The 19,132-nt window shown below is 50.3% G+C and carries 18 protein-coding genes and 1 tRNA gene; 15 read left to right on the forward strand and 4 right to left on the reverse strand.

The window, feature by feature from the left end; genetic code table 11:
• Window positions 1-102: 102 nt before the first annotated feature.
• The 9 genes from ACORNT_RS08940 (at window position 103) to ACORNT_RS08980 (ending at window position 9,409) form a co-directional block, all read left to right on the forward strand.
• Window positions 103-1,071, forward strand: coding sequence for a Wzz/FepE/Etk N-terminal domain-containing protein (locus ACORNT_RS08940; protein WP_321389357.1), 969 nt, complete (start codon window positions 103-105; stop codon window positions 1,069-1,071).
• Window positions 1,068-2,192, forward strand: coding sequence for a non-hydrolyzing UDP-N-acetylglucosamine 2-epimerase (wecB, locus tag ACORNT_RS08945; RefSeq protein WP_420717489.1), 1,125 nt, complete (start codon window positions 1,068-1,070; stop codon window positions 2,190-2,192). Before ACORNT_RS08940 ends, wecB begins: the two co-directional genes overlap by 4 nt.
• A 9-nt stretch (window positions 2,193-2,201) precedes the next feature.
• A complete protein-coding gene (locus ACORNT_RS08950; protein ID WP_321389361.1) occupies window positions 2,202-3,533 on the forward strand; it encodes a flippase in 1,332 nt (443 codons plus the stop codon).
• A 100-nt stretch (window positions 3,534-3,633) separates the two neighbouring features.
• Entirely contained in the window at window positions 3,634-4,707 is a 1,074-nt protein-coding gene (locus ACORNT_RS08955) for a nitroreductase family protein (RefSeq protein WP_321389364.1), read from the forward strand.
• On the forward strand, window positions 4,704-5,846 hold the full coding sequence (locus ACORNT_RS08960; RefSeq protein ID WP_321389367.1) for a polysaccharide pyruvyl transferase family protein: 1,143 nt from the start codon (window positions 4,704-4,706) through the stop codon (window positions 5,844-5,846). The genes ACORNT_RS08955 and ACORNT_RS08960 overlap by 4 nt, the downstream gene beginning before the upstream one ends.
• On the forward strand, window positions 5,818-7,161 hold the full coding sequence (locus ACORNT_RS08965; RefSeq protein WP_321389370.1) for an O-antigen ligase family protein: 1,344 nt from the start codon (window positions 5,818-5,820) through the stop codon (window positions 7,159-7,161). Before ACORNT_RS08960 ends, ACORNT_RS08965 begins: the two co-directional genes overlap by 29 nt.
• Window positions 7,148-8,203 carry a glycosyltransferase family 4 protein gene (locus ACORNT_RS08970; RefSeq protein ID WP_321389373.1) on the forward strand — a complete coding sequence of 352 codons (1,056 nt, stop codon included), beginning with the start codon at window positions 7,148-7,150 and terminating at the stop codon, window positions 8,201-8,203. The genes ACORNT_RS08965 and ACORNT_RS08970 overlap by 14 nt, the downstream gene beginning before the upstream one ends.
• A gap of 2 nt (window positions 8,204-8,205) precedes the next feature.
• Window positions 8,206-8,730 (forward strand): acyltransferase, encoded by a 525-nt coding sequence (locus ACORNT_RS08975; protein ID WP_420717560.1) that lies wholly within the window; start codon window positions 8,206-8,208, stop codon window positions 8,728-8,730.
• A complete protein-coding gene (locus ACORNT_RS08980; protein WP_321389378.1) occupies window positions 8,621-9,409 on the forward strand; it encodes a WecB/TagA/CpsF family glycosyltransferase in 789 nt (262 codons plus the stop codon). The genes ACORNT_RS08975 and ACORNT_RS08980 overlap by 110 nt, the downstream gene beginning before the upstream one ends.
• Before the next feature lie 36 nt (window positions 9,410-9,445).
• On the opposite strand, the gene ACORNT_RS08985 is transcribed toward ACORNT_RS08980, so the two are convergent.
• The 3 genes from ACORNT_RS08985 to ACORNT_RS08995 all read right to left on the reverse strand — a co-directional run bounded on the left by ACORNT_RS08985 (window position 9,446) and on the right by ACORNT_RS08995 (window position 12,339).
• Window positions 9,446-9,519 (reverse strand) — tRNA-Gly (locus tag ACORNT_RS08985).
• 150 nt (window positions 9,520-9,669) lie between these two features.
• Window positions 9,670-11,802, reverse strand: coding sequence for a TonB-dependent copper receptor (locus tag ACORNT_RS08990; protein ID WP_321389381.1), 2,133 nt, complete (start codon window positions 11,800-11,802; stop codon window positions 9,670-9,672).
• Between the two features lie 93 nt (window positions 11,803-11,895).
• Window positions 11,896-12,339, reverse strand: coding sequence for a DUF2946 family protein (locus ACORNT_RS08995; protein WP_321389383.1), 444 nt, complete (start codon window positions 12,337-12,339; stop codon window positions 11,896-11,898).
• A gap of 188 nt (window positions 12,340-12,527) precedes the next feature.
• Between ACORNT_RS08995 and ACORNT_RS09000 the strand changes: the two genes are divergently transcribed.
• From ACORNT_RS09000 to ACORNT_RS09020, 5 genes are all read left to right on the forward strand, one after another.
• Complete coding sequence (locus ACORNT_RS09000) at window positions 12,528-13,460, forward strand: radical SAM protein (protein WP_321389386.1); 933 nt, start codon at window positions 12,528-12,530, stop codon at window positions 13,458-13,460.
• Between the two features lie 102 nt (window positions 13,461-13,562).
• Window positions 13,563-14,783 (forward strand): O-succinylhomoserine sulfhydrylase, encoded by a 1,221-nt coding sequence (gene metZ / locus ACORNT_RS09005; protein WP_321389388.1) that lies wholly within the window; start codon window positions 13,563-13,565, stop codon window positions 14,781-14,783.
• A 2-nt stretch (window positions 14,784-14,785) separates the two neighbouring features.
• On the forward strand, window positions 14,786-15,196 hold the full coding sequence (gene apaG, locus ACORNT_RS09010; protein WP_321389390.1) for a Co2+/Mg2+ efflux protein ApaG: 411 nt from the start codon (window positions 14,786-14,788) through the stop codon (window positions 15,194-15,196).
• 39 nt (window positions 15,197-15,235) lie between these two features.
• The gene (gene folE, locus ACORNT_RS09015) at window positions 15,236-15,877 is read left to right on the forward strand and encodes a GTP cyclohydrolase I FolE (protein ID WP_420717490.1); all 642 of its coding nucleotides are present in this window, start codon (window positions 15,236-15,238) and stop codon (window positions 15,875-15,877) included.
• 86 nt (window positions 15,878-15,963) lie between these two features.
• Window positions 15,964-17,349, forward strand: coding sequence for a TrkH family potassium uptake protein (locus tag ACORNT_RS09020; protein WP_321389395.1), 1,386 nt, complete (start codon window positions 15,964-15,966; stop codon window positions 17,347-17,349).
• Here ACORNT_RS09020 and ACORNT_RS09025 read toward each other — a convergent pair.
• Complete coding sequence (locus ACORNT_RS09025; protein ID WP_321389398.1) at window positions 17,346-17,855, reverse strand: hypothetical protein; 510 nt, start codon at window positions 17,853-17,855, stop codon at window positions 17,346-17,348. The genes ACORNT_RS09020 and ACORNT_RS09025 overlap by 4 nt on opposite strands.
• Before the next feature lie 101 nt (window positions 17,856-17,956).
• On the opposite strand from ACORNT_RS09025, the gene argE reads away from it, so the two are divergent.
• Window positions 17,957-19,117, forward strand: coding sequence for an acetylornithine deacetylase (gene argE / locus ACORNT_RS09030; RefSeq protein ID WP_321389400.1), 1,161 nt, complete (start codon window positions 17,957-17,959; stop codon window positions 19,115-19,117).
• Window positions 19,118-19,132 lie beyond the last annotated feature (15 nt).

Below are 19,132 nucleotides of genomic sequence, written 5' to 3' on the forward strand. Positions count from 1 at the left end.
TGTTGGCGCAAGGCGGGCTGGATCAGCTGTCAAAATTTATGGAGTTGACTTGTATTGTACTAAGGCCAATTGAGAACTAGGAATATTGATAGGAATTTATTTGTGGATCGTAAGGAACAAGAGAGAAAAACAGAGGAAGCTAACTCTTCATCAATTCCCATTTCTTTGATCTGGGAATTTCTCAACCGATTCAGTGCTCAGCGGGGGATGAGTGAAAAATCTATTGAATTTCGTGAGGTTCTTGAACGGCTCTTGGATAAAAAGAAAACCCTCTTTCTGGTTCCTTTTGTATGTATTGCTCTCTCCATGGCATATGCTTTTTTATTGCCTCCTGTATATGAAGCAAAAGTTCTTGTGCTTCCCAAAAGTTATCTCACCTCTTCAATGTCAAAAACTTCAAGTGCGTTTTTAGAGGGCTTGGGACTGTCGGGAAATTCCGCGACGCAGGATAAAAAAGTGATGCTGGCCAAATCTATGCTGCAATCCAGGACATTTATGCAAAACTTTATTGAGGCCAATGGAAGTGAGAAGTTTTTCTTTCCGGAAAACTGGAACGAGGAAAAGAAGCAGCTCGAGATAATAAATAAGAGCAAAGAGACTTTTTTTCAGGAGTTTATGAAGAACTGGCGGAAAAAACATATCGATATCCGCGAATTCTCGGATGAGCCGATCATTGAAATAGCAGTGCAATGGAATACCGCAGATCAGTTGGCCGATATCACCAATAGATTAGTTGCCAGCGTGGATCAGAAAATCAAAGAAATTGAAGACGAGGAAACAACATCGTCACTCAATTTCCTTGAGCAAAAGCTCGCTATGGAAAAAAATGTTCGGATCAAGCAGGAGCTTATTGGCCTTATCAATGAGGAGATGAAGCGCAAAATGCTTGTTTCGACATCAAATAATTATGTTTTTCACGTTATAGACCCGGCCATATCTCCGGAGCGGCCAGTAAAGCCGAATAAAATATTGCTTATCCTCATGGGAATATTTTTTGGTATATTCTTTGGGATGTTGCTGGCATTTATGCAGATTATCATCTTTCCCGATACGAAAAAGACAAGCGAATGAAAATTTTGACAGTTTTGGGTACTAGGCCGGAAGCCATTAAAATGGCTCCTTTAGTTAAGGAACTTAGCCGAACTTGTGAAATTGAACACAAACTTTGTTCCACAGGGCAGCACCGGGAAATGCTGGACCAGATACTGAGCTTTTTTGATATCAGGGCGGATTTTGATCTGGATGTTATGTCCCCCAACCAGAACCTGGCGGAGACCCACGCTAAAACAGTAGCGAGAATGGCAGGACCGGTTCAGGACTTTTCCCCTGATCTGATATTGGTTCATGGCGATACTTTAACGTCCTTCTGTGGAGCTCTGACCGGATATTTTAACAAGATAAAAGTCGGGCATGTTGAAGCGGGGTTGCGGACGGGCAATATCTATTCACCCTGGCCTGAGGAAGGCAATCGACAGTTAACGGCAGTTTTGGCAACGGATCATTTCGCGCCGACAGATGTGGCTAAGGAAAATTTGCTAAGGGAAAATGTCTCTCCGGATAATATATATGTTGTCGGTAACACGGTTATCGATAGCATTCTGCAGGTTAAGGAAAAACTTGCCGGTGATGAGGGGCTTAAGCAAAAAATTCTGGCCGAATACACCTTCCTTAATAAGGGGAGGCTGATCTTGGTAACCGGGCATCGGCGGGAGAATTTCGGTCAGGGTATCAAGAATATCTGTCTTGCCCTTAAACAAATCGCCCTGAACAATCCCGATGTGGAAATCGTTTATCCGGTTCATCTTAACCCAAATATCAAGACGCCGGTTCTGGAATTACTGGAAGGGGTCAGGAATGTCCATTTGCTGAAACCGCTTGATTATCTGGATTTTGTTTATCTCATGATGAAAGCACATATTATTCTTACGGATTCAGGGGGTATTCAGGAAGAGGCGCCATCGCTGGGAAAACCCGTTTTGTTGATGCGCGAGCATACCGAAAGGCCGGAAGCCGTCGAGGCAGGTACGGTGCGGCTGGTCGGAAATGCGGTGGATAGCATTGCCGGAGGAGTCCAGCATCTTCTGGATGATGCCGCTGAGTACACTAAATTCACTCAGGCACGAAACCCCTTTGGGGATGGGACATCATCCCGTCAGATTGTAGAGATTCTGAAGAAAAAATATATTTGTTGAAGGGTTTAGATGATTGCGAATAGATTTCAGGATCAAGCCATTCTGAAAATAGTATATAATTTTTTGTGGCTATTCTTGGAAAAGGGGGCGCAGTTATTTTTTCTTTTCTTTACTACAGTGTGGCTGGCCCGTTATTTGGGGCCAAGTGATTTCGGTGTTTATAATTATGCGATATCCTTTGTAATGCTCTTTCTGCCTTTAGGCCAAATGGGTTTGAACGGCGTGGTAATACATAGGCTTGTCTCTCGTGCTGCACTCATCAGAAAGACGCTTGGTACTGCGATCATTTTGCAATTTATTGGTGGCATGATAGCATTTCTCACCGTTTTGATCATGCTGAATGTTTTGCGTCCGGATTACGACAGGCATTTCTTCTGGACATTAATTGCAGCTTCAATTCTTTTTGCCAAACCCTTTGATGTTTTGGATAGTTTTTTTCAGTCCAGAACAGAGTCCAAATATGTAGTTTTTGCAAAGCTGATTAGCTTGGCTGCATTTGTGACCTGTACTATTTACGGTATATGGGCAGGGTTACCTGGAGATTACTTTGTTTCGTTAAAAGCATCCAGTTTTTTCATTATTGCTGTTGCGCTCATATATTTTTATCATCGGAGTGCAGGAGATAGCATTCTCGCCTGCCGATTTTCCTCACATCATGCCTCATATCTGTTAAAGAAATCGTGGCCATTGCTGTTATCAGGAGCAACAGCGGCTGTTTATATGAAGCTTGATCAGATAATGATCGGGGAAATGGCTGATGACTTTTCCGTTGGAATTTACGCTGCGGCTGCTCAAATTTCAGAACTTTGGTATTTTTTACCTTGGCTGATAATTTCTTCGGCATTTCCATATCTTATCAAGAGTAAGAATGATCAAGCCGGTTACGATAAAAAACTACAGATTCTCTATAATTTTATGGCGTTGTGTGGTTTTTTAATTGCGGTTATTACGAGTGTCTGTTCGAATATTATAATAAATTTGCTCTATGGAAAGGAATTCGTGGAAGCGTCCTTTATTCTTGCTGTTCACGTATGGGCTGGAGTATTTATTTTTATGAGGACAGTTCTCAGTCGCTGGCTAATCATCGAAAATTTAACCATTTATTCAATAATAACACATGGCGCAGGAGCTATGGTAAACGTCGCATTGAACTTTGTGCTTATACCTGAATACGGCGGTCTTGGGGCTGCTTATGCAACGGTTTTCTCCTATGCGCTGGCTTCCTATTTCTCTCTTTTCCTCATACCTAAAGGCCGGCAACCCAGGATTATGATGACCAATGCCTTGTTGAATATTTTGAAAGTGTGGCGTTGGAGAAAGACAATTCTTTTCAAGTTCTGAAATGCCTTTCCTCCATTGATATGACGTTCTTTTGAGATAATATTCTACGCTGAAACTGGAATTATACTGGTGCTACAATAAAATATTGGAAATTGATTATATGGCTTCGTTCTTAAACTTTATTAAATCCAGCCTTAGTGAAGACAGCAAAAGAAAAATATGGTCATGGCTGGAACTGTTTGATAGAAAAGTTGCCTTTCTTGTCCATAGGTCGAGGTTTTTATCCCGGGTTAGGTATTGTCTCAAGCCTGGGGGGTTTGGAGACGAGTTTTATGCATTGCAGAATGGCATAGTAAAATATTACACGGGGCTGAAATTGGTTAAGCATACACATGCCTTGCTGCGTCGGAATACTCACCGATTGGAGAAAGGTCTGGTTATGAGGCCCCGGAGAGATGTTTTTGCAGTCGATTTTATAAATGAAACAGTAGATTTATACCGTGCTCTGCTGACCAGTCTCGACGAGCCAAATGAGGAAATTTTCTGGGCCCATGATGTTTTGAACGAATATTTTTCTGTGGTCAATATTGAGGATAACGTTTCGGTTCAGGCGGCTTATGAAAAGTTTCGGCAGCATCCGGTTGATAAAAAAGACGCGATAAAGAGAGCTCCCTTTCTAAGGAAGAAGGGCCCAACTATCACCTATGAACAATTTCTTGATCTTTGCAGATATCGACGTTCAGTCAGATGGTTCCTGCAAAAGCCGGTTCCCCGTACACTTCTTGACCAGGCCTTTGCCGCAGCAGCACTCTCCCCAACAGCCTGTAATCGGCAGTCATATAGTTTCAGGGTGCTCGATGATCCGGAATTGATAGCTAAGGCAAGCGTTATCCCGGGCGGCGCCGGTGGTTTTAATCACAATATGCCGGTCTATATTGTGGTCACGGGTAAGTTACGCTCTTATGTGAAAAGCTATGACAGACATGCGATCTACATTGACAGCTCTCTTGCCGTTATGGCCTTTGTATTTTGCCTCGAGACGTTAGGGCTAGCTTCCTGTATTATCAATTGGGGAGATCATCCGAAAAAAAACAAGAGAATGAGCAAGTTGCTTAATCTCGAAGACGATGAAAGGGTGATTACAACCATTGCTGTGGGATATCCGGATCCGACGGGGCTGGTGCCATTCTCGACCAAAAAAGAAATCGAATATCTTCGGAGCTATAATAAATGAAGTACACTGAGGTGAAGGGGGTTGGTTGCAACAACAAAGGCGCGTACCTGCTGCTGAGAACTGTCATGCAGTGGGGGGAAGGCCAGGGCAATCATGTTTCAGAGCTGGCGGCCGATTTCAGGGCGCTTTCTGCAAGTCAGGCTAGGAACATGGGGATAAAAAGGTTAACCTGGGCTTATTTCAAATCCTATCAGTGGCCCGGCCAGGTCTTAAATGCTTTGATTTGTTTGGTACCCTCATGGCTCAGACGAAAATACGACCTTGTAACGGACAGGGAAATCCAACTGGTTTTGGATGCATCCGGTTTTCTTTACAGTGACCAGTGGGGATCTGCTGGCGCCGAAAGGTTGGTCATGGACATGGAGCGCCGAAAGAAGAGAGGGATAAAATATATTCTTTTGCCCCAGGCTTTTGGTCCTTTCAGTAATTCGAGAACCGTCCGGGCGATGCAATATATTGCGGAGCATGCAGACCTGATCTATGCGCGGGACAGGGTTTCCTACGAGCATTTGAATGAGATCGGAGCCGTAAATGATCGTGTCAAAATTTCTCCCGACATTACAATAGGTTTGGTTCCGGAAAGTAACGTTGCAAGGCAGATGCCCGGGGATACGGCAATTATCCCGAACGTGAGAATGCTTGATAAAGGAAAGGATAGTGAAAAATATTATCCCTACTTGCACAATGCTATCAAAGAACTCAGAAAAGCAGGTTTTAATCCGTTTTTCCTGATTCATGAGGCTGGCGATGTCAAGATAGCTGAGGAAATAAATGAACAAATTGACGCCCCGCTTGAAATCGTTGCAGAAGATGATCCGGTTGTCTTGAAAACAATCATCAGGGACCTTCGGTTGGTGGTCGGGTCCAGGTTTCATGGTTTGGTGAGCGGCTTGTCACAGAGCGTGCCATGTCTTGCAGTTGGCTGGAGCCATAAGTATGAAATGCTGTTTGAGGATTTCGGGGTTCCGGATAAAATTCTGACCTTGGATAACGATGTTGAATTTGCAAAGCAAATTGATATGTTAAAGGATAGGGAGTACTATTCGGCTTGCAAAAAAGAAATAGAGCAGCACGCTTTGCAATTAAAAAAGCAGGTGGCTGAGATGTGGAATGAAATTGAGGCATGCATCAACGAATAGCGCCGTGAGGACTTGGGATGGCAGTGATCGTTATCTATTGCTGAGTTGGAGCATATTCTTTTTATTTATCTCTATACCATTTTTTGATGTTTCGGTTGGAATTCTCGCCAAAGCCTTAGGGTTATATTCAGGCTATGAGGCTCAGGAGAAATTAGCTACCCTGATCCCCGGCATCGTAATCCGGGCAGGTATTTTGGTAGCTGTATTTGCGTCGCTGTTTTCCAGGGAGCAGGGACATAAAAACCTTTGGTATTTGTATGTTCTGTTAACAGCTTTGTTGGCGAGCGAATATTTCGCTTTTTTCAATCATCAGAGTATTGGAAATTTATTTTTGGGTCTGACCTACGTCTTCAAAATAATTCTCATCATTACCATTTCCATTTATCTCTTGACTATACATCCCGGTCACTTGCTCTATCTAAAAGCTGAGACGATAGCGCTCAACGCCCTTCTGGTATATGTATTTGCAATTGTAGTGGGGCATCTCCTGAAATATGAATATGTGACATATGGGGGGCTTGGAAGTTCCGGATTCCTGATCAGCGGATCTGCGAACAGTGTGTCCTTGGCGTTTCTCATCGGTGCACCTTTTCTGATCAACAGGTTCATCAGGGCTGACGGCAAGGGAAAAATTTTCTGGAGCTTTATTTATTTGCTCTGCTTGTACGCTTCGATGCTTCTGCTGACCAAGGCCTCAATATTGTCACTGCTGATCATCCTGGCGGTCAGTCTGCTTTACGGGTTTTCCAGAAGCCGGCTGGGGGTAAAGCTCGTTCTTGTCGCACTCGTGGGGATTTTGGCGGTTGTTTTGATCATCACTGTGGATTTCAGTTCTCTGACCATTGTCAAGAGGGTGGAGTTTTTGATCGAATATCATGACGGGGCCGTGTGGAAAATCCTGTTGAGTGGACGAGACCGTTATATGTTGGCCGCGCAGGACATATTTGTTAATGAGATGCCGGTCTTCCAGCAAATTCTGGGGGCCGGTTACCAGATTCCCAAGGAGGCTATGGAATGGCACACCGGGCATGTCCAGGGTGTTGAAGTGGATTTTGGGGACTTGCTGGTTAAATCCGGTTTTGTGGGAGCATTTCTGTACGGGGTTCCCGTTCTTATGATTTTTCTGAAATCAATTGTGACTTTGTTCCAGAATACCTCTTTCATGCACAAACTGGTGTGCCTTGTTTTTATTTTGATGGTTTTCCAGTCCAGTATCGCAGGACATGTCTTTATGAGTGGCATGCTTGGGTTTATGATTCCGTTTTCAGTCTTCTTCGTGATAAGGGGGAAAGAGTATTTTGATGGCAAGGCGTAAGATTTTACTTGTTTCAAACATGTATCCGAGCGAGCGGGATCCGATATTTGGGGCTTTTGTCGTAAATATTGAGGAGGGGCTGAAGTCTTCTGGCGGTGATGTCGAAAAAATCGTGATCAAAGGCCGGGCCAGGAATCTCGTTAGCAAAATTGCGGCTTATCTACGTTTTTATTTTCGTATTTTCAAAACCGACCTTAATGCTTTTGATTTCGTCCATATTAGTTACCCGTCCCATTCGTTCCTGCCCTTTTTCTTTAAACGCAGGGGCAAGGCAAAGATTATTGTAAGGTTGCACGGGCATGACCTTGTCCCGGAAAAGGAAGAAACCTTTTTTTTCCGGATATTCAGAAGAATTACGCTGGCGGCGTGCGGCAGGGCGGATCTTGTTGTTGTGCCTTCCGCTTTCTTTGAAAAGGAGTTGTCAAAGTGCATAGAGGTCAACCGTGTCTATACTTACCCGAGTGGAGGGATAGACAGTCAGAGATTTTTTCCGGAGGACAGGAAAAATGAGGATTTCACAATCGGCTATGTGGGGCGAATAGATCAAATGAAGGGGGTGCCCGTTCTGTTAAAGGCGCTTTCAGAACTGGATATTCCTTTTAAGGCTATTCTGGTTGGTGCAGGCCCTTTTATGGAAGAGAGTGAGGCACTCCTGAAGCGATACAACTTGTCAAGTAGATGTATATTAGTGGGCGCAATTCCGAATAAGGAACTGCCCGAATATTATAATTCGTTCGATGTCTTGGTTTTCCCCACACTTTACCAGGAGAGTTTTGGTAACGTTGCAATTGAAGCAATGGCCTGTGGTAAGCCTGTGATAGCATCAAGAAGTGGGGCTATTCCCGATTATGTCAGTCACAGATTTAACGGCTATCTGTTTGAGCCGGGTAATGATGAAGAACTTGCAAGACTTCTGAAGGAATATCATTCTCTGGCGGTGGAGGAGAAAAAAGCTCTGAGTTCGAACGCCAGAAACGTGGCGTTGAAATATGACAGAACAAACTTATCGAATGCGTTCTATGAATTTTTGCTGGGGCTCTGATGTTGGGAAAATTTTTTTTAGTTGTTTACTACGTAATTATAAATAATTTGCCCCATTCAAGATATCTTAAATGGAGCAATTCCATCCGGTTATGGTACCTAAAGAAGATTCTAAAAATCATTCCAGAAATAACTCCGTTGGCGCGATTTGAGAATTCGGTCTATATTTCTGACGGTAAGAATGTGTCCATAGGGAAGAATTGTCAGATTAATGAGAATGTTTTTATTCAAGGGGCCCGAATAGGTAATGACGTTCTCATCGCACCTAATGTCGCAATTTTATGTTCAAAACATCATTACAAGTCACCCGATATCCCGATCATCCAGCAGGGTGAGGAATGGGACCTTTTCCCTGTAATCGGTAATGACGTCTGGATCGGGCGGAATGCGATCATTCTTCCCGGTGTCCGGATCGGTGATGGTGCCGTCGTGGCAGCTGGCGCCGTCGTTTCCAGAAATGTTGCTCCGTTCGCAGTTGTTGCAGGGGTGCCAGCAGAGAAAATCAATGAACGTACCCATGAAAATTGAACCAGTAAATTTTGACGGGGTCAATATCTATCCCTTTACCGACCTGGAGTCCTGCGCAGATTTTTGTGTTGCAAGCAAGGGGATCGCAGTTTCGGTCAATGCTGAGGCTATTTTGTCTAAAGATGATGACTTTCGGAAGATCATTAATGAGAACATAGGCTATGCTGATGGAGTAGGAGCCGTCTGGGCGCTCCGGAAAAAAGGGATACGACAGGCAAAAAAAATCCCCGGGGTGGAATTATGGCTGGCGGTACTGAGGAAATTGCCCGGCTGCAAGGTCTATCTGGTCGGGGCGACGGATGAGGTGATCACTAAAACGGTTGCCAGGCTGACCGGGGAAATTCCTTCCATCGAAGCGGCTGGCTTCAGAAACGGTTATTTTTCCTCGCCGGAAGAAATGGGGAAACTTAGGGACAATATTGGACGGTTGAAACCTGATGTGGTTGTGATTGCCATGGGGCAGCCGGCCCAGGAGAAACTGGCAAAAAGCTTGCAGGAGATCCATCCGGCACTATATCTTTGTGTCGGGGGAAGTTTTGATGTTTTCTCGGGGATAAAGCGGCGCGCACCTAAGGTCTTTGTCAAGCTGCAACTGGAGTGGCTCTACCGGCTGCTGCAGGATCCGAGAAGATGGCGCAGGTATGTCAATTTATTTAGATTCCTGTTAAAGCTGATCTAGCCTGATTTCCTGTCGCTTATCAGTGCGGAAAATTTCTGGAGCGGGTGAAGGGAATCGAACCCTCGTCTAAAGCTTGGGAAGCTTTCGTTCTACCATTGAACTACACCCGCGTCACCAGTCCGGAATCTTCTACCCTCTTTTCAGGGGTGTTTCAACAACTCCCTGCACTCACTTGCAAAAACCGACGCGCCCCCTCCCGGAATGGGAAGGGGCGCGCCTCTGCCTGACTGCTTTTTAAGGTTGGCCGTTGTGATTAAAAATCAGAGAGTGGCCTGCAGTCTGATATAGAAGGACCGGCCGGGTTCATTGACCTGGATTTCGGTACCGTCATTGGTATTTTCCCGGTTCAGGTGATTGGCATAGGTCTTGTCCAGAATGTTGGACACACCGGCCCGTACCGTGATGCCCTTGGTCAGGTCATAGCGACCGAACAGATCAAAGACCGCCCAGCCCGGGGTTTCCTGAACGTCGCGGCCGCTGCCGGTCATGGCATTGTCATCGACACGGGTCTGGGTCACGGCCCAGCGCATCCGGCCGCCAAGTTCCCAGTCCTGCTCTTCATATGTCAGGCTGAGCTTGCCTGAAAACGGCGGAATCTGCGGCAGGGGAATATCCAGGTCCTTGTTCTGGCCGCTGGTATAGGCCGCATCGGCCGCCAGGGTCAGCTTGTCTGCCAGTTTCAGGCTGCCTTCCGCCTCGATGCCCCACAGGCGGGCGTCGATGTTACGGTAGATGAGGGCGCCGTCGCTGACCAGAATGCCGTCCTGTCCGCGGGCGTGATCGCGGAAGATATAGTCGTCGACCTCGTCATAATAGGCGGACAGCAACAGGGACCAGTCGTCCCGGCGCAGGCCGTAACCGGCGTCGATCTGGTAATGTTTTTCCGGCGCCAGGTTGGGGTTGCCGATCCAGCTCATGTTCATCATCGGAACGTTACCCATATCGCTGGCGATGGAGCGTTCGGTAATGTCGGCGGTGCGTATACTGCGGCTGACGCCGAAATAGGCGGTGGAGGAAGCGCTGAGGTTATATTCCAGACGCAGCAGGCCGCTGACATTATCCTCGGTCTTGTCCTTGGCCGTGACACCGTAATATTTCTGGTACAGCGCGTTGGGAGACCGCAGCATGCCCATGGTGGTCACCTGATCCGCCGCATTATGGCTGGTGGAGACATGGTCATAGCGCAGGCCCGCCTTCAGGGTGACTTTCTCCGCCACCGGTGTGGTGCCTTCGATGAAGAAACCGATCTGGTTCACATCCACATCCGGGATCAGCACAGCCTGAACGAAATTGAGCATATCCGGGTTCATATCGTTGCCGATCCGCACACCATCCATGTTCCGGTTCTGCAGGTCCACACCCACATTGAATTTTGTCTCGCCAGCTTCGAGGTCGGCGACAAATTTTCCGCCGTATGAGGTGGTGGAGGTATCGGCCTCGCGGAACATCATCATGCGATCACGAAGCGAGAAATTGTCCATCACATGATCCACGTCGGACCAGTAGGCATTCACATGCACGGCCCGGATCAGAGCGGTGTCGGAAAGATCCTGGTCAAAGCTGCCGCGCAGGCTGATATTTTCAGACTGTGGGCTGTCCATGCCGGCGCCGGCGAACAGGGCATCCTCGATACGCTCGTAAGACATGCCGACACTGGCTTCGGTATCCTCGTCCTTCAGGCCGGCTTCGACAGAGCCGCCATATTGTTTGAATGAACTGCGCACTTCCTTGCCGCTGCCGTCTTCATAGTTGCCGGCGTCCTTGAAATGACCGTTGGTCCGCACGTAACCCGCGCCGACCTTTGCCGATCCATCACCGGACAGGGAGAAAATATCGCCGTTGCTTTCATAACCTGCGCTGGCGGCGGCTTTCAGGGTCTGGCCTTCTTCAAAGGTCGGGGCCTGGTGCTCAAAGATCACCGTGCCGCCGGTCCCGCCGGGGCCGTATTGCACGGACTGGTAGCCACGCTGGACGATGACCAGATCCGTGGTCTGGATGTCGCTGTAACTGCTTGGCGGATCCATGCGGTTGGGGCAACCGTTATAGGTGAAAACCCCGTTGTTGATGATGTTGAGCTGGGTGCGGGCCTGGCCGCGGATGACCGGGTCAATGCCGTGGCCGCCCATGCGGCTACCGTCGACGCCGGGCAGAGAACGCAGGAAATCGCCGCCATCGGCGGCAGGCAGGGCGCTGGAATTCTTCGGAATGGCGCTGGACAGGGCCGGATTGACGCTGACCTGGCCTTCGACCAGGATTTCCTCCATATCTGTGTTCGGGGTCACAACCGTGGTCTGGGCCTGTGCCTGAAGAGGCATCAGAACCATTGTGGAAACCAGGGCAGTTGTCAGATGGCAGACAGAAACCCGCCGGGAAATATTTTTGATGGTGTACATTTTAATTGATCTCTTGATTTAATTTTTTGTTCAGCAGACGAAACAGATCACTTTCGGAGAGCGATCGGACGGTCTGCCGGATGCAGGTAAAAATCAGGAGAAAAGCGGAGGCGCGCGGGGCGAAGCCTTTTTGCTGTAGGGATAGGGAAGAAGCAACTGATCCTGCAGGGCAACCGGCGTGTGGTCCCGGGACACGATCAGAAGCTGGACCAGTTCGGCCGAGGTCAGCAGGGCCGCGTCAATTTTATGGAATGGCAGGCAGAAGAGGCAGAGATTGTCAGTTCCGGAGCTGTCTTCCTCGACGGGGTTGCCGTTTTCGTCAAAGGCGATTTTCTTGACCCCGTTGGGGGTACAAAGCACATAGACAATCCGATCCGATGACTGGAGTTCATCCAGGGTCTCGTGCACCGAAGACCAGCTTCGGGCGGCGGCAACTGTGCTGAGGATGTTAAAGAACAGGGAGGCCAGAATCAGAAAAGTTGCCGTGCCCCTGAAAGTCGGGGCGGCACATCTGTTTCTTCCAGTATTACTCGACATATTTAACATGGCATGGCCTTGAATGATGACTTTCCTATAATTGATCCCCGATAATAAATCCAGCGAAAAACTTTAGTCTGGAAAGACTGTTTTACTCTTTTCTGGCCTGTTCTGAATTCACGGGAAGTTGATGGTTTAATAGTTCAATGTCCTGATATACTCCGGGGGATGAAGAGATGGAGTATGTAATGGACGTAGTAGCAGGGTTAAAATTCCGGGACCCGCACCGGACAGCGGCGGGCGACGAACGTGCGCGGGTTGATCTTGTCGAACTGGAAACGCTCTGGTTCAATACCGGCAGTCTGTGTAATCTGGAATGCCGCAATTGTTATATTGAGTCTTCCCCGACCAATGACCGGTTGGCCTATATCAGCCGGGCCGAAGTGGCAAATTATCTTGCGGAGATCAGACGGGAAGGCCTGCCGGTTCGGGAAATCGGCCTGACCGGCGGGGAACCCTTCATGAATCCCGACATCATCGGTATTCTTGAGGATTGTCTGGCGGGTGGGTTCGAGGTGCTGGTCCTGACCAACGCCATGAAACCGTTGCACCATAAGAAGTCAGGGCTTCTGGATTTACGGAAGCAATATGGCGCAACGCTGAAACTCAGGGTATCCGTTGATCATTATTGTCTGGAAACCCATGAAACCGAACGGGGAGGGCAAAGCTGGGCGCCGATGATCGAGGGCCTGACCTGGCTGGCGCAAAACGGTTTTCACATCAGCATCGCCGGGCGAACCTTTGCTGCGGATGGTGAAGAAGATCTGCGTCGGGGCTATCAGACCCTGTTTGACGACCTGTCCCTCGGTCTCGATGCCTTTGACCCGGTCCAACTGGTTTTATTTCCGGAAATGGACGACAAGGCGGAGGTGCCGGAGATCACAACCGCCTGCTGGGATATTCTGGGCGTTTCCCCTGATGCCATGATGTGCTCGAACTCCCGCATGATTGTCAAACACAGAGGAGAGGCGGGGCTGTCAATTATGCCCTGCACCCTTTTGCCCTATGATCGCCGTTTTGATATGGGACAGAGTCTGAAGGATATGGGGAAAACAGTCTCGCTGAACCATCCCCATTGTGCGAAATTCTGCGTTCTGGGGGGGGCTTCCTGCAGCGGATAGGTCAGATTATCCGGTATTTTGCGCAGGCTTTTCTTGACGGAGGGCCCTTTAGCCGATACCAAGTCTCATTCACTATATCCAACAGTATTTTGGGAACGTAAAATGAAACGACATACCGGACAGGACAAGGACAAAACGTCCCGCTGGCGGCTGGAAACACAGCTGGTCCGCGGCGGCACATGGCGCAGCGAGCTGGGAGAAACCAGCGAGGCCATGTTCATGACGTCCGGTTACGCGTATGACTGTGCCGAGGATGCCGCGGCCCGTTTTGCCGGTGACCAGGAGGGCTATACCTACAGCCGCCTGCGCAATCCCACCGCTGCGATGTTCGAGGACCGCATGGCCCTGATCGAAGGGGCCGAAGTGGCCCGTTCGACCGCCACCGGAATGGCAGCGATCACGGCGGCCATGCTCAGCATTGTCAAGGCTGGTGATCATGTGGTGTCCAGCCGGGCCCTGTTTGGCTCCTGCCGCTATGTGGTGGAAACTCTGTTGCCCCGTTTCGGGGTGGAAAGTACCCTGGTTGACGGTACCGATAACGAGGCCTGGAAGGCTGCGGTACGTCCCAATACGGTTGCCTTCTTCCTGGAAACCCCGGCCAATCCGACTTTGGATGTGGTTGATCTGCAGTTTGTCTGTGATCTGGCCCATGAAAATGGCGCCCTGGTGGTGGTCGACAATGTCTTTGCCACGCCGGTATTGCAGAAACCCATAACTTACGGCGCCGATATCGTCGCTTACAGCGCCACCAAACATATCGACGGCCAGGGACGCGTTCTCGGCGGCTGTATCCTGACGTCAGAGAAAATCCTGGACGAGCATATCCTGCCTTTCATCCGTAACACCGGCCCGAACATCAGCCCGTTCAATGCCTGGGTGATGCTGAAGGGACTGGAAACCCTGGATCTGCGGGTCAGCAAGATGTGTGATAATGCGGAACGGGTTGCCGGAGCTCTTGCCGATATCAGCGGCTTTGACTGGATCAAATACCCCGGTCTGAAGAGTTTTTCCCAGCATGACCTGGCCATGAAGCAGATGACCCGGGGCGGCACCATTCTTGCGGTTCAGGTGCCGGGCGGCCGGGAACAGGCCTTCAAGTTTCTCAATAGTCTGGAGATCATTGATATTTCCAACAACATCGGCGATGCCAAAAGTCTGATGACACATCCGGCCAGTACCACCCATGCCAGTGTGGCGGAAGAGGCCCGTCTGCAACTTGGCATCACCGAAGGCATGCTGCGCCTTTCTGTCGGCCTGGAACATCCCGAAGATCTAATCGAGGACCTGCAGCAGGCGGCTGAAAAGGCCGGTATAACAGGATAGATATGGAAGAGTCTGACAATACCTATGTAGCGGTGACGGACATGATCAGCGTGTCTGTCATCCCGTTTTTTCTGGAGGATGAGTCCGAACCGGAAGAAGGTCGCTATATGTGGGGCTATCAGATCCAGATTGAAAATCATGGCGATGATTCCGTTCAACTGGAACGCCGTCACTGGAAGATTACCGATTCCATGGGGCGAACACAGGAAGTGCATGGCGAGGGTGTCGTCGGCGAGCAGCCGGTGATCGAACCCGGTGACGCCTTTGAATATACCAGTGGTGCTCCGCTGGCCACGCCGTCCGGTTTTATGGTTGGTACATTCGAGATGAGAAAAAGCGACGGTAGTTATTTCGATGTAAACATACCTGCCTTTTCCCTGGACAGCCCGTTTGACATACAGATGATCAACTAGGCATCCGGAGAACCTTTAGTTCCGTATAGTGCAGGGTATATGGAAGACAAGACTAATCGGGAGAAGATTGTGAGCTCAGATAAAAACAAGAATACCGACAGGCCAAGCCGCAAGGAAGCCGAAGAAGCGATCAGGACATTGCTTCGCTGGGCCGGTGATGATCCGACCCGGGAGGGCCTTATGGATACGCCGAAGCGTGTGGTCAAGGCCTATGAGGAGTTCTTTGGCGGTTATGATGCGGATCCCCACGAGATCCTGTCCCGCACCTTCGAGGAAGTGGCTGGCTATGACGAAATGGTGGTGCTGAGGGATATTCCCTTCGAATCCCATTGCGAGCACCATATGGCGGCGATTATCGGTAAAGCCCACGTCGGGTATCTGCCCAAAAACAAGGTTGTCGGTATCAGCAAACTGGCGCGGGTGGTGGAAACCTATGCCAAGCGTCTGCAGGTGCAGGAGAAAATGACCGCCCAGATTGCTGACTGTATTCAGGATGTCTTGGAACCTTACGGCGTTGGCGTTATAATACAGGCGACGCATCAGTGCATGACTACACGGGGCGTGCACAAACATGGTGTGTCCATGGTAACAAGCCGAATGGTCGGATCCTTCCGCAAGGATGAAAAAACCCGCAAGGAATTTCTATCCGTGGTCGGTAATTTCGAGCCCTATCGGGGCTGACCCGGGGCAGGGGAGAAAACAGTTTGATCGACTACAGGCCCATTTTACAGATAAACGGGCTGTTTTTGTTGATTTTGGGGATAGGGATGCTGTTCCCGGCTCTGGTGGATGCCTATGTGGGTAATCCCGACTGGCAGGTTTTTGCCGTCACCTCCGGCATTGTGATCTTTGTAGGCTCCATCCTTTATGCTACCAATTTTGCCCGGCACGAGGAACTGACCGTGCAGCAGGCCTTTCTGCTGACCGTCAGCATCTGGGTGATTATCCCGACCTTCGGCGCCCTGCCGTTTGTTTATTCCGAACTATCCTTAAGCTACACGGACGCTTTTTTCGAGGCCATGTCCGGCCTGTCGACAACAGGTTCCACGGTCATTACCGGCCTGGACGGGGCGCCGCCGGGGATTCTCCTGTGGCGCGGCCTGCTGCAGTGGTTCGGCGGCGTGGGCATTATTATCATGGCGGTGATCATTCTGCCGCTGCTGCAGATCGGGGGTATGCAGCTGTTCCGGGTTGGCGCCTTTGATACCTCGGAAAAGGTCTTGCCGCGGGCGGCGCAACTGGGGTTTGCCATTTCCATTCTTTATGTGGCACTGACCATGATCTGCGGTGTCGCCCTGTGGGCTGCAGGCATGACCCCGTTCGAGGCGACCTGTCATGCCTTTACCACCATCGCCACCGGCGGTTTTTCCACCTCGGACGGGTCGGTCGGTCATTTTGACAGCAGCCTGATTGATTATATCGTGGTCCTGTTCATGATTGTCGGCAGCATGCCCTTCATCCTGTACCTGAAACTGGTGCGCGGTCAGTCCTGGATCCTGTGGCAGGACAGCCAGGTGCGCTGGTTCGTGGCCCTGCTTGCCGTTCTGGTCAGTTTCGTGACCGTCTGGCTGTGGCTGGGCGGACAATATGATTTTTCCGGAGCACTGCGCTTCGCGAGCTTCAATGTGGTGTCTATCGTCACCGGGACCGGATTTGCCACCACCGACTATACGGCCTGGGGATCGCTGGCGGTGCTGTTGTTCTTTTTCATTATGTTTATTGGTGGTTGTGCCGGGTCGACCTCCTGCGGGATCAAGATTTTCCGCTTTCAGGTGCTTTGCTCCATGCTGTCTTCACAGCTGAAGCAAGTGCTGCGTCCCAGCGGTGTCTTTATTCCCCGGTATAACGGCCAGCCGATCACCGAGGATGTGGCGGGGTCGGTGATCAGCTATCTGTTCCTGTTCATCGCCAGTTTCCTGGTGCTGGCGGTCGGGCTGTCCCTGACCGGGCTGGATTTCGTCACCTCAGTATCAGGGGCGGGCACAGCCATGGCCAATGTGGGCCCGGCGCTGGGCCCGATCATCGGGCCGTCCGGCACGTTCCAGGCCCTGCCCGATGCGGCCAAATGGTTCCTGACCTTCGGTATGTTGCTGGGCAGGCTGGAACTGTTTGCGGTGATGGTGCTGTTTATTCCGACCTTCTGGCGGGCCTAGCCGGATTCCTGTTCCTGCTTCAGGTCTTCTTCCTCGATGATGGAGATCAGGGCCTGACGCTGCAGGGCAAGAAGAGAAAAATGATTATCTACCCGTTTGATCAGGTCACGGGCCTCGTCGGCGCAGATGCGTCCGGGGCTCTTGCTGTTGGGGCTCAGGCTTTCCAGGATGCCACGGATGTTGTCGGCATTCTTCTGGCTCGCCCGGCCGGCGATGTCATGCCAGTCCACCTCTTCCTCCAGCGTATCGATGGGCAGGAATACCCCGCCGGCCATATGGGCCAGATGTTCGGCGGCGATGGTGGCATCGGTTTCGCGGGTCAGGGTTTCCACCCGGGCGAAGGAAATTTCCACTTCCTTGTTGGGGTCGGTAAAGTCGTAGGTTCTGGTCCGGCCCAGTGATAAAATTTCCATGACGCTGGAAATGCCGCCGGCCTGGCGGAACAGCTCACTGACAACGGCTTTGGTGGACCCGTAATGACGGCGTTTCAGTGGATTGAATGACACGATATGCCCTTTATTCTTGTGAGGTTATTGATTATGAATAATATATCATCAAATTTCGCGCAGGCGACCGAAATAAATTCCGCCACGGACAGAACAATATAATGACCTCCATCACTTCCTCACAAATGCTGGAAAAGCTTGTCGCCTTTGACACCACAAGCTGGAAAAGCAATATGGCGCTGATCGATTTTATCCGGAACTATCTGGCAGGTGAGGGGATCGAAAGTCACCTGTTTTTTAATGACGAACGGAACAAGGCCAATCTCTGGGCCACAATCGGTCCGGCGGAGGTGCCTGGCATCATCCTGTCCGGTCATACGGATGTAGTGCCGGTGGATGGCCAGGAGTGGGCAAGTGATCCCTTTGTTGTGACCGAACGGGACGGAAAGTTTTATGGCCGCGGGACGTCCGACATGAAGGGTTTTATCGCCTGTGTGCTGGCGGCGGTACCGGCCTTTGCGAAGTCGAACCTGAAAGAGCCGATCCATCTGGCCTTTTCCTATGACGAGGAAATAGGCTGTACCGGCTGTATGAGCATGATTGAATATGTCCGGGACATGCCGGTCAAGCCGCGCGCCTGTATTGTTGGCGAACCGACCAATATGAAAGTGGTCAACAGCCACAAGGGGCTCAGCACCCTGATCACAAAAGTACGGGGCGAGGAAGCCCACGCCAGCACCGACCGCGGGGTGAACGCCATCTATTATGCCAGCCGCATGATCGGTTTTCTCGATGATCTGCGCCGGGAACTCAAAGGACGGGCGCCGGAAGTGGAAGGATTCGATCCCCCCTATACGACGCTGGAAGTGGGCACCATATCCGGCGGCGCCGCCCCCAATATCACCCCCGCCCACTGCCAGTTTGAATGGGAATTCCGCACCGTGCCGGGCACGGATCCTGAGGAAATCCTTCACAGGCTTGAAGAGTTTGTGCGCAAGGAACTGCTGCCGGAAATGGGACCGGGCAAAGAGGGGACGGAACGGGTTGTGACCAACTATACCTCCCGGGTGCCGGCGCTTCTGCCGGAAACCGGGTCGTCGGCGGAAACGCTGGTGCTGGCTCTGGCCAACAGCAACGAGACGGGCAAGGTGTCTTATGGCACCGAGGCCGGGCATTTTCAGGCGACCGGTGGAATTCCGACGGTTATCTGCGGGCCCGGCAGTATCATACAGGCACACAGGCCGGATGAATTTATCGAACCCGGTGAACTTGCCGCCTGTGATGACTTTTTACAGAAACTCAGGGCGGTGGTCAGTACCTAGATCACCCGAATAAAG

The organism is Emcibacter sp., from assembly GCF_963675455.1.
Taxonomy (GTDB): Bacteria; Pseudomonadota; Alphaproteobacteria; order Sphingomonadales; family Emcibacteraceae; genus Emcibacter.